Here is a 7832-nt window from a genome sequence, read left to right as displayed (position 1 = left end):
GCGCGTAGGAAGGAGGCCCAGGCGTCGTGAGCCCGCTGGGGCGCGGGCGGAATGTTGCCCTGCCGCAGTACTGACCGGACGGTGGCGGCGCAGACGGTGATGCCCAACCGGGACAGCTCTCCCTGCACTCTGCGGTGTCCCCACAACGGGTTCTCCCGCGCGAGACGCAGGATCAGCTCCCGCGTCTCCACCGATATCGGCGGCCGACCCGGCCTCTTGTGAGGGTAGGTCCACCTGTCCGCGATCAGCTCCCGGTGCCAACGCAGCAGCGTCGCTGGGGTGACGAAGAAGCTGCTCCAACTCTGCCTGGGCAGCAGACGCGACAGGGCCGCCAGCAGGACCCGATCGGCCGGTTCCAACTTGGGTTGGCCGACTCGGCGTTGGAGCACCGCGAGCTGGTGCCGAAGGACCAGCAGTTCAACATCTTTTGCCGCGTTGCCCAGGAACCTGAGGCCTGCCAGCTCTAGCGACCTGCGCGTCAGCAGATAGATCCATGACCACCGCATGGATCCCGATCATGCCCCGGTCCACCACCGTCCCGCAGCGAAACGTCCTGATCAGGGGCCCGAACCCAGGTTTTCACGCGGGACAGCCAGGCCCACGCCTTCTTCCGACAACGCTCACCCACCCAGATGCTGACCACCGCCGCACCCTGGTCCTCGCCCTGGCTGCCGAGGAATTACGCGCAGAACTTCAAGTCATCCGCTTAGCCGCACCGCTGGGTCGGCCACCGCAGGGGGGTGGCCGACCCGGCGGCGACGCGGCTGACTCGCTGCCGATGGCGCTGCCTGGGACGAATCCCGCCCGGAGCGGGAGCTCGACGACTGGGCCCACGGACGCGTCGTCGGTGACGTCAACCAGCAGTTGCTGTTCGCCATCCCCCTGGGACCTCAGGCTGCCCCCGGCGCGTTGAGGAGTGCCTGGCCGAGGGGGGTGAGGCTGTGGATCACGGAGTTTCGGTGGCGCAGGGAGCGGATCAGTCCGGCTTCGCGGAGAACGGTTGCGTGTTCGCTGGCGCTCGCGGCCGCAATACCTGCACGAGCGGCCAATTCCTTGGTGGAGCAGCCCTGGTGCTCCGCGATGGTGGTGAGCACCACAGTGCGCGTCCGCCCGAGAAGCGCCGACACACCAGAGGAGTGCCCGTGGCCAGTCACGGAAGCAAGGGCCGTGAGCTCCTGGGCGTGCTGGTCCTGGTAGGCGGGATAGCTCACGGACACAGGCTCGCTGTTGGTGACTATGGCGCGTGTGCCGAACATCGACGGAATGAGCAGGAGGCCTTGCCCCTCCAAGTAAAGGTCGCGATCGGCTCCGTTCGCCATCCGGATTTCCAGCACTGGCGGGATCCATCGCATCCACCGGGGGTTGGCCTGGGTCAGCAGCTGCTCGACGCCGCCGGCGAGCAACTGCCTCAGGCGCAGGGTTCGGTCGACCGCCAGGTGGTCTGTGAACTGTGCCCAGTACGGAGCCAGCAGGCATGCGTGGAGATGGCCGAGCCCTGTGCAGAGTTCGGCGAACAGAGCTGGATCGTCTGCCAGGCGGCGTGTCCACACGGGCAGGGAAGGTTGCTGTTGGGCAGTTTCGAGCATATCCGCCCTGATGTCCTCGCGCGGTGTGCCGCATACCTGTTCCAAAAGTTCCTCGATAGTGCCCGCTCTTGCAGGGCTGAGGAAGTTCGGTGAGCATCCGACGGTGGGCATGAGGGCCAGGACCATACGGGCCTGGGCAGACAGTCTCGTGCGAGCACGGTGTCGCCACGCATCGAGGCGGGCGGGCTGGCTGCGACTCTGTAGGGCTCGCGCTGCAAGTTCCAGCTCATGCAGCGGCATCGGCGCCGCGGCTACACGTGTCCGGGCCAGATCCTGAACCGTGAAGTGTATGCGGTAGACCATGGCAGCCTGCGGAGATCCTTCCGGAATGTCGTTCTTCGGGCCAGACCGAATCAGTTCGCCATCGTATTCGAGCCAACATGAAGCTGGATCCGTCAGCCGCCGTGCATGACGCAGTGAGGTGCCATGCGGCGGCAGGGTGCGGTGGCCCGGGGCTACCGCGGTATGGGCACACCTTCAACGTGCGCCCGCTCGGGCACAGGGAAGGTGTCACGGATGCCCGTCGATTCCGGCGGACGGCGCGATGGCGTTCATGTCAGCCGCATGGAGGACTTTCCGAGCGGCTACCCCTGTAATCGCGCTCACGTAAGAAGCCGACTGACCGGCCATCCGGGAGTACGTGTCGCGCTCCGGCTCACCGGCCTGAAGCATCGGTGTGCCGCGCTGACCGCCAAGGACGGCGGACAAGTCTGCACATTGGGCACCATTCCCGTCTGACGAGGCGCCCTGTGCTCCTTACGAGTGACGAGCTCTGTCGCGCCCGTTGTTACACGAAATCCGTATTTTTTGCATAGTGAAAGCGATCCATGATGCACAACGCCTCTTCCGCCGAGAAGCCTGAAATGTGCCTCGACGGTCACAATCTGGACATGGGCGAGGTCTACAGGGCCTCGACGGTTGGGTCAGGAGTGAGGCTGGACCTGGCGGAAGACGCGGTCCTGCGTATGAAGAGGTCCCTTCAGGTCAAGGATGACCTCATAGCGTCGGGGATACCCATCTATGGCGTCACCACGGGCTTCGGTGACAGCAGCAGTCGGCAGATCAGCCCCGAGAAGACGGTGATGCTGCAGCGGAACCTGCTGCGGTTCCTGCGGGTGGGCACCGGACCGGTGGCACCCGACGAAGTCATTCGTGCGACCATGCTGATTCGCGCCAACTGTGCCGCCCGAGGACACTCCGCCATCCGGCAGGAGCCTGTCCGCCTCATCCTGGACATGTTGCACCACGACATCCTGCCGCAGATCCCGGAGCGGGGCTCGGTGGGCGCCAGCGGCGACCTGGCCCCGTTGAGCTATCTGGCGGCGTCGCTCATCGGCGAAGGCACCGTCACCTATCGGGGTGAACGGATGCCGGCCGCCGAAGCCCTGCGCGCGGCCGGACTACAGCCAGTGGAACTGCAGGCCAAGGAAGGCCTCGCCCTGGTCAACGGCACTTCCTTTATGTCTGCTTATCTGACGCTGGCGTTCGCCGAGGCCCGCGAACTCGCCTGGTGCGCCGAGCTGTGCACAGCCCTGGCTGCCGAGGTGCGCAGGAGCAGCAGGGACCAGTTCACCGCGTTCCCGCACATCAACAAGCCGCATCCGGGCCAGATGACCAGCGCGACCAACATCCGGCAGATGCTTGAAGGATCCGCCCTGATCGGCACGGACGCCGATCTCCGCGGAGGCGGCATGGGTGAAGGCGTCGGCTACCTGGAACTCGAACGCGGTATCCAGGACCCCTACTCCATCCGCTGCGCCCCCCACGTGATCGGCGTACTGCGCGACACCCTGCAGTGGACCGAGCAGTGGATCACCAACGAGATCAACTCCTCCAACGACAACCCGCTCTTCGACGCGGAGTCGTTCGCCGTCCACAACAGCGGCAACTTCTACGGCGGCCATGTGGCCCAGGCCGCCAGTGCGCTGGCCACGGCCGTGGCCAGCGTGGGCGACCTCCTGGACCGGCAGGTGCAGCTGCTGGTGGACCCGAAGTTCAGCCTGGGGCTCCCGGCGAACCTCATCGCCCCGGTCGAGGCCACCGATCCCGCGGCCGGACTGCACCACGGCTTCAAGGGTGCGCAGATCGCCGCCTCCGCTCTGACCGCCGAAGCACTCCACCTGACCATGCCCGTCAGCTCCTTCTCCCGGTCGACCGAGGCGCACAACCAGGACAAGGTCAGCATGGGCACCATCGCCGCCCGGCACGCCAGGACTGCTGTCCACCTGATCAGCGAGGTCACCGCGATCCACCTGGTGGCACTCTGCCAGGCCGTGGACATCATCGGCGCAGACAAGCTCAGCCCCCTCACCGCACGTGCCCACAGGTACCTGCGCAGCACCGTCCCCTTCGTCCAGGAGGATCGCCCGCTGGACGAAGAGTTCCAGCAGATCGCCACGCTGCTCATCGACGGCTCTCTGCGCCGCACGGTCATGGCGGGTTGACCCGCACACCTTCCAAGGAGCTGTCGTACTCACGAAGGATGCCGCCGGACAGTCGAGTCTTCCTTTTCAAGGCGAGCCGGCCTCTTCGGCTGGGTGATCGGCGCGAGGCAGAGCGCCGAGCGGACGAGCGCTCACGATGATGTCCGCCGTCGAGCGGCGGGGTGCCGTGACGTGCCCCAGGCGCTCGCTTCGGCTTGGAAGTCTGGTCTTGAGGCATCCATGGACGATGCCCACGAGGCAGCTGCCGACCTGCCGTAGGTGGCGTTGCGCCGGCCTCACGAGGAGCCCTGCTTGGTGTAGCGGCAGGGACTCCGGCGAGGTCCGCAGGGCGAAACAGAAGGTTCATCAAGCCCGGCCGGAATCGATTGTTTGACGATTCACAGCAGATCGCCGAAGGCAGGGCTGCGAGATGGGAAGTATACGAATGATCTTGTCCGAGCTGAGGCCTGGCCAGGACATGGCACAGAAATACCGCGCCGCGGGCGTCTGGCGGAACGAAGGGCCGCTGGCGGACTTGCGGAAATGGCGGGACGAAACGCCGGAAGCCACTGCGGTGATCGCCTACCGCGCCGATACCGGCGTGCGTCGGCTTACGTACCGCGAATTCAGCGACTACGTCGAGCGGTTCGCCGGGGCGCTGCATGAACTCAACGTCGGGCCAGGACAGGTCGTCGCGATGCAGTTGCCCAACTGGTGGCAGGTAAGCGCACTGCTGCTGGCCTGCGCACGAGTCGGGGCCGTCGTCGCACCCGTCATGATGACCATCGGCCCACGCGAGCTGGAACGCATCCTGGCGCGTCTGGAGGCCAGCGTGTGCGTCACGGTCGACCAGTGGAATGACGTGCCGTACTCGGACGCAGTGGCCGAGATGGCACCCCGGCTGCCGAAGCTGCGGCACCGGGTGGTCATCACCGGGGGTGACACCTCCGAAGACGCGGTGAACTTCGGCCGCCACTTCGAGGAGACACCGTGGGAGCGGCAGCCCGGGACGCTGACCGGTGCGCCCGTCGAGGACCCGGACCGGGTGGCCGTGGTCCTGTTCACCTCAGGCACCTCCGGGGAACCCAAGGGTGCGCTGCACACCTTCAACACGCTCTACGCCGGAGCTTCAGCGATAGCCCAAGCGGAGGAGCTGGGCACCCGGGACCGGTTCTTCACCACCCAGGCGCTGACCCATATCTTCGGGTTGATGTACAACATCATGATCCCGCTGCTGGTCGGTGGCGCCTCCGTGCTTTCCGACGTCTGGGATCCCAAGAGCGCGCTGGACATCGTCGCCGAGAGCGAGACCACGGTCCTGGCGGGTGCGCCGCCGTTCGTCACCGCACTGGTCGCCGCTGCCCAAGTGCAGCCCAGCCCGGCGATCCCACTGCGCATCGTGCTCAGCGGCGCCACCACGGTTCCCGGCCAGTTGGTTGCCTCTGTTCCGCAGACGTGGGGAGTGCCGCTGCGCACCCTCTGGGGAATGACCGAGGTACCCGGTCACACCTGGACACGCCATGAGGATCCGCCCCTGTGGGGCTCGCGCAGCGACGGCAGGCCAGGAGCCGGACTGGACCTCGACTTCCGGTCCGACACCGACACCCCGCCGACCGCCGAGCAGCCGGCCCGGCTCTTCGTCCGCGGTGGCGGTGTGTGCCTGGCGACTTTCGGCCGGGACAGCGGTCAACTGCGGGTGACGGCCGACCTGGACGACGGCTGGTACGACACCGGCGACCTGGCGATTCCGGACGGTCGGGGTGGCCTGCGCATCATCGGCCGGACCGCGGACCGGATCGGCGGCTCCTTCATGATCCCGATCAATGACGTCGAGACGGAACTGCTCGCGCACCCCGATGTCCTCGATGTCGCCCTCGTCGGCTACCTGGATGACGACGGCAACGAACTCGCCTGCGCGGTTGTCGTCCCCGGTGCGGCCACACCCACTCTGACGGGCCTGCGGCAGTTCCTCACCGCCCGCGGCATGACCGAGTGGTACCAGCCCAGTCGGCTCGAACTGGTGACAGAACTGCCGCGCAACGCCACCGGAAAGGTCCGTAAGGACCTTCTCCGCGCCCGGGTGAAGGACGGTCACCTGACGAACCTACTCACCATGTGACGCCTGGTGAGGAGTGACTCCACCGGGCGAGTGACTGATCCCGTACCCACAGCACCGCCGTACATCGCAGGGTGTCGGTGACCCAGACATGCGTACGGATCACGCTCATCTACTTGCAGTCCGATCGACGTCGTCGGGGTGGGTGAGCGGTTCGCCTGGTGGCAGGACGATATCGGCGAGGGTGCGGCCGCAGCGCGCGGCCGCACCCTCGCCGCTGAGAGCCCGTGAACAAACTGATCATTTCCGGTGTTTGGCGTCCTTCGTGTCAGCCAGGCGCCGTGACATCAGCATGATCATGGACCACTTGACCATGGCCTCATGGTGCTCGGGTAACCGTTCGTAGTCGCGTACGCAGCGGCGGCGCTGGAAGATCCACGACAGCGTGCGCTCCACCACCCACCTGCGTGGCAGTACCACGAAGCCCTTGACGTCATCGTTGCGCTTGACGATCTCGATCGTGAGCTGGAGCTTCTTCTTGGCCCAGGTGACTAGTTTCCCGGCGTAGCCGCCGTCGGCCCAGACCAGACTGATCGATTCGAAGAGGTCCCGCAGGTGCACCAGTGTGGGGCGGGCTCCGTCGCGATCCTGCACGCTCGCGCTGGTGACCATGACGACCAGGAGCAGGCCGATCGTGTCCACGATCACGCTTGCGGCCTGCCACCTTCTTGCCCGCGTCGTACCCACGGCTGTCGGCGCCGACCGTCTCCGCAGCGCGTACCGACTGCGAGTCGATGATCGCGGCGGTCGGGTCGGTGTCCCGGCCCTCGGCCCGGCGGACCTCGTCACGCAGGTCATTGTGGATGGCGTCGACGCTTCCGTCCCGCCACCACCGGGTGAAGACCGTGTGCACCGTGCGCCAGTGCGGGAAGACGCCCGGCAGGTTGCGCCACTTGTTGCCGTTGTCCGCGACGTAGAAGATCGCATCCACGATCAGCCGGCGGCAGTACTCCTCCGGCCGCCCGCCGTTGCCGTCCAGCCATGCCGGCCACGGCAGCACCGCCGCGATGACCTGCCACTCCGCATCCGTGGTGTCCGAGGTGTAGCGGCGGGACCGGGCCGGATGACGGCGACCGTGCCCGAACCGGCAGGCCAGGCACGGGCAGTCAGCTTGCCCATCCGGGGCGACAGCGGGGGTGGCAGGGGCGTACAACGGCATGACAGGACCTCTTGGCGCGACTGGGCTTCGACACCGCAGTTGCTACCAAGAGGTCCTGGCCGTGCACGTCACTTCGCCGATTCCCACCCTGTGGGGCTCGTAAAGTCATCGCTGCAGCTCAAGCCGCGTATCGGTACTCGTTGATGACCCCGCCGAGGACGCGGGTGCGCAGGGGCCTGCGGGACACGCGATCGTGCAATACCGCTGGCTGTTCCCGGGCTTCGGGCGGTCGTTGGTCTCGTGATCGGTGTGGCCGATGCGTGTTGTAGTGCCCTTGGTACTCGGCGAGGACCTGGTGGGCGTGGGCTTCGTTCACGATCAGGATGCGGTCGAGGACCTCGCGCCGGATCGTACCGATCACTCGCTCGCAGTGGGCGTTCATGCGCGGCGCCTGTGGCGCGCTGAGCAGCACGTCCATGTCTTCGGCCTCGAAGACGGCGTCGAAGCAGTCGATGTACTTGCTGTCGCGGTCGCGGAGAACGAAGCGGAGCGACTCGACGCGTGCGCCGAGGTCGGCGGTCAGGTTGCGGGCCTGCTGGGTCACCCAC

The 7832-nt window shown here is 66.6% G+C and carries 6 protein-coding genes and 2 pseudogenes; 3 read left to right on the top strand and 5 right to left on the bottom strand.

The genetic code is table 11. The features are described 5' to 3' along the window. Positions 1 to 506: helix-turn-helix domain-containing protein (locus ACWDA7_RS48275; protein WP_450613980.1), on the bottom strand; the 506-nt coding region annotated here is incomplete at its 3' end. A gap of 87 nt (positions 507 to 593) precedes the next feature. Between ACWDA7_RS48275 and ACWDA7_RS48270 the strand changes: the two are divergent. Further along, positions 594 to 710, top strand: a pseudogene (locus tag ACWDA7_RS48270) (IS630 family transposase); the annotation flags it as partial. A 180-nt stretch (positions 711 to 890) separates the two neighbouring features. Here ACWDA7_RS48270 and ACWDA7_RS48265 read toward each other — a convergent pair. Continuing rightward, positions 891 to 1697 (bottom strand): MarR family transcriptional regulator, encoded by an 807-nt coding sequence (locus tag ACWDA7_RS48265; protein WP_450613978.1) that lies wholly within the window; start codon positions 1695 to 1697, stop codon positions 891 to 893. A gap of 779 nt (positions 1698 to 2476) precedes the next feature. On the opposite strand from ACWDA7_RS48265, the gene ACWDA7_RS48260 reads away from it, so the two are divergent. Continuing rightward, the gene (locus ACWDA7_RS48260; protein ID WP_450613976.1) at positions 2477 to 4030 is read left to right on the top strand and encodes an HAL/PAL/TAL family ammonia-lyase; all 1554 of its coding nucleotides are present in this window, start codon (positions 2477 to 2479) and stop codon (positions 4028 to 4030) included. A gap of 457 nt (positions 4031 to 4487) precedes the next feature. Then, entirely contained in the window at positions 4488 to 6128 is a 1641-nt protein-coding gene (locus tag ACWDA7_RS48255) for an AMP-binding protein (protein WP_450613974.1), read from the top strand. A 237-nt stretch (positions 6129 to 6365) separates the two neighbouring features. Here ACWDA7_RS48255 and ACWDA7_RS48250 read toward each other — a convergent pair whose 3' ends face one another. The 3 genes and pseudogenes from ACWDA7_RS48250 to ACWDA7_RS48240 all read right to left on the bottom strand — a co-directional run. Further along, positions 6366 to 6773: a transposase gene (locus ACWDA7_RS48250; RefSeq protein WP_450613972.1), complete on the bottom strand. Its 408-nt coding sequence runs from the start codon at positions 6771 to 6773 to the stop codon at positions 6366 to 6368. A 211-nt stretch (positions 6774 to 6984) separates the two neighbouring features. Next, positions 6985 to 7284 (bottom strand): annotated as a pseudogene (locus tag ACWDA7_RS48245) (transposase); the annotation flags it as partial. Between the two features lie 118 nt (positions 7285 to 7402). Further along, a partial coding sequence (locus ACWDA7_RS48240) for an integrase core domain-containing protein (protein WP_450613970.1) occupies positions 7403 to 7832 on the bottom strand: 430 nt, incomplete at its 5' end.

This window comes from Streptomyces sp. NPDC001156 (genome assembly GCF_053598275.1).
This window is presented reverse-complemented; position numbering and strand designations above follow the sequence as displayed.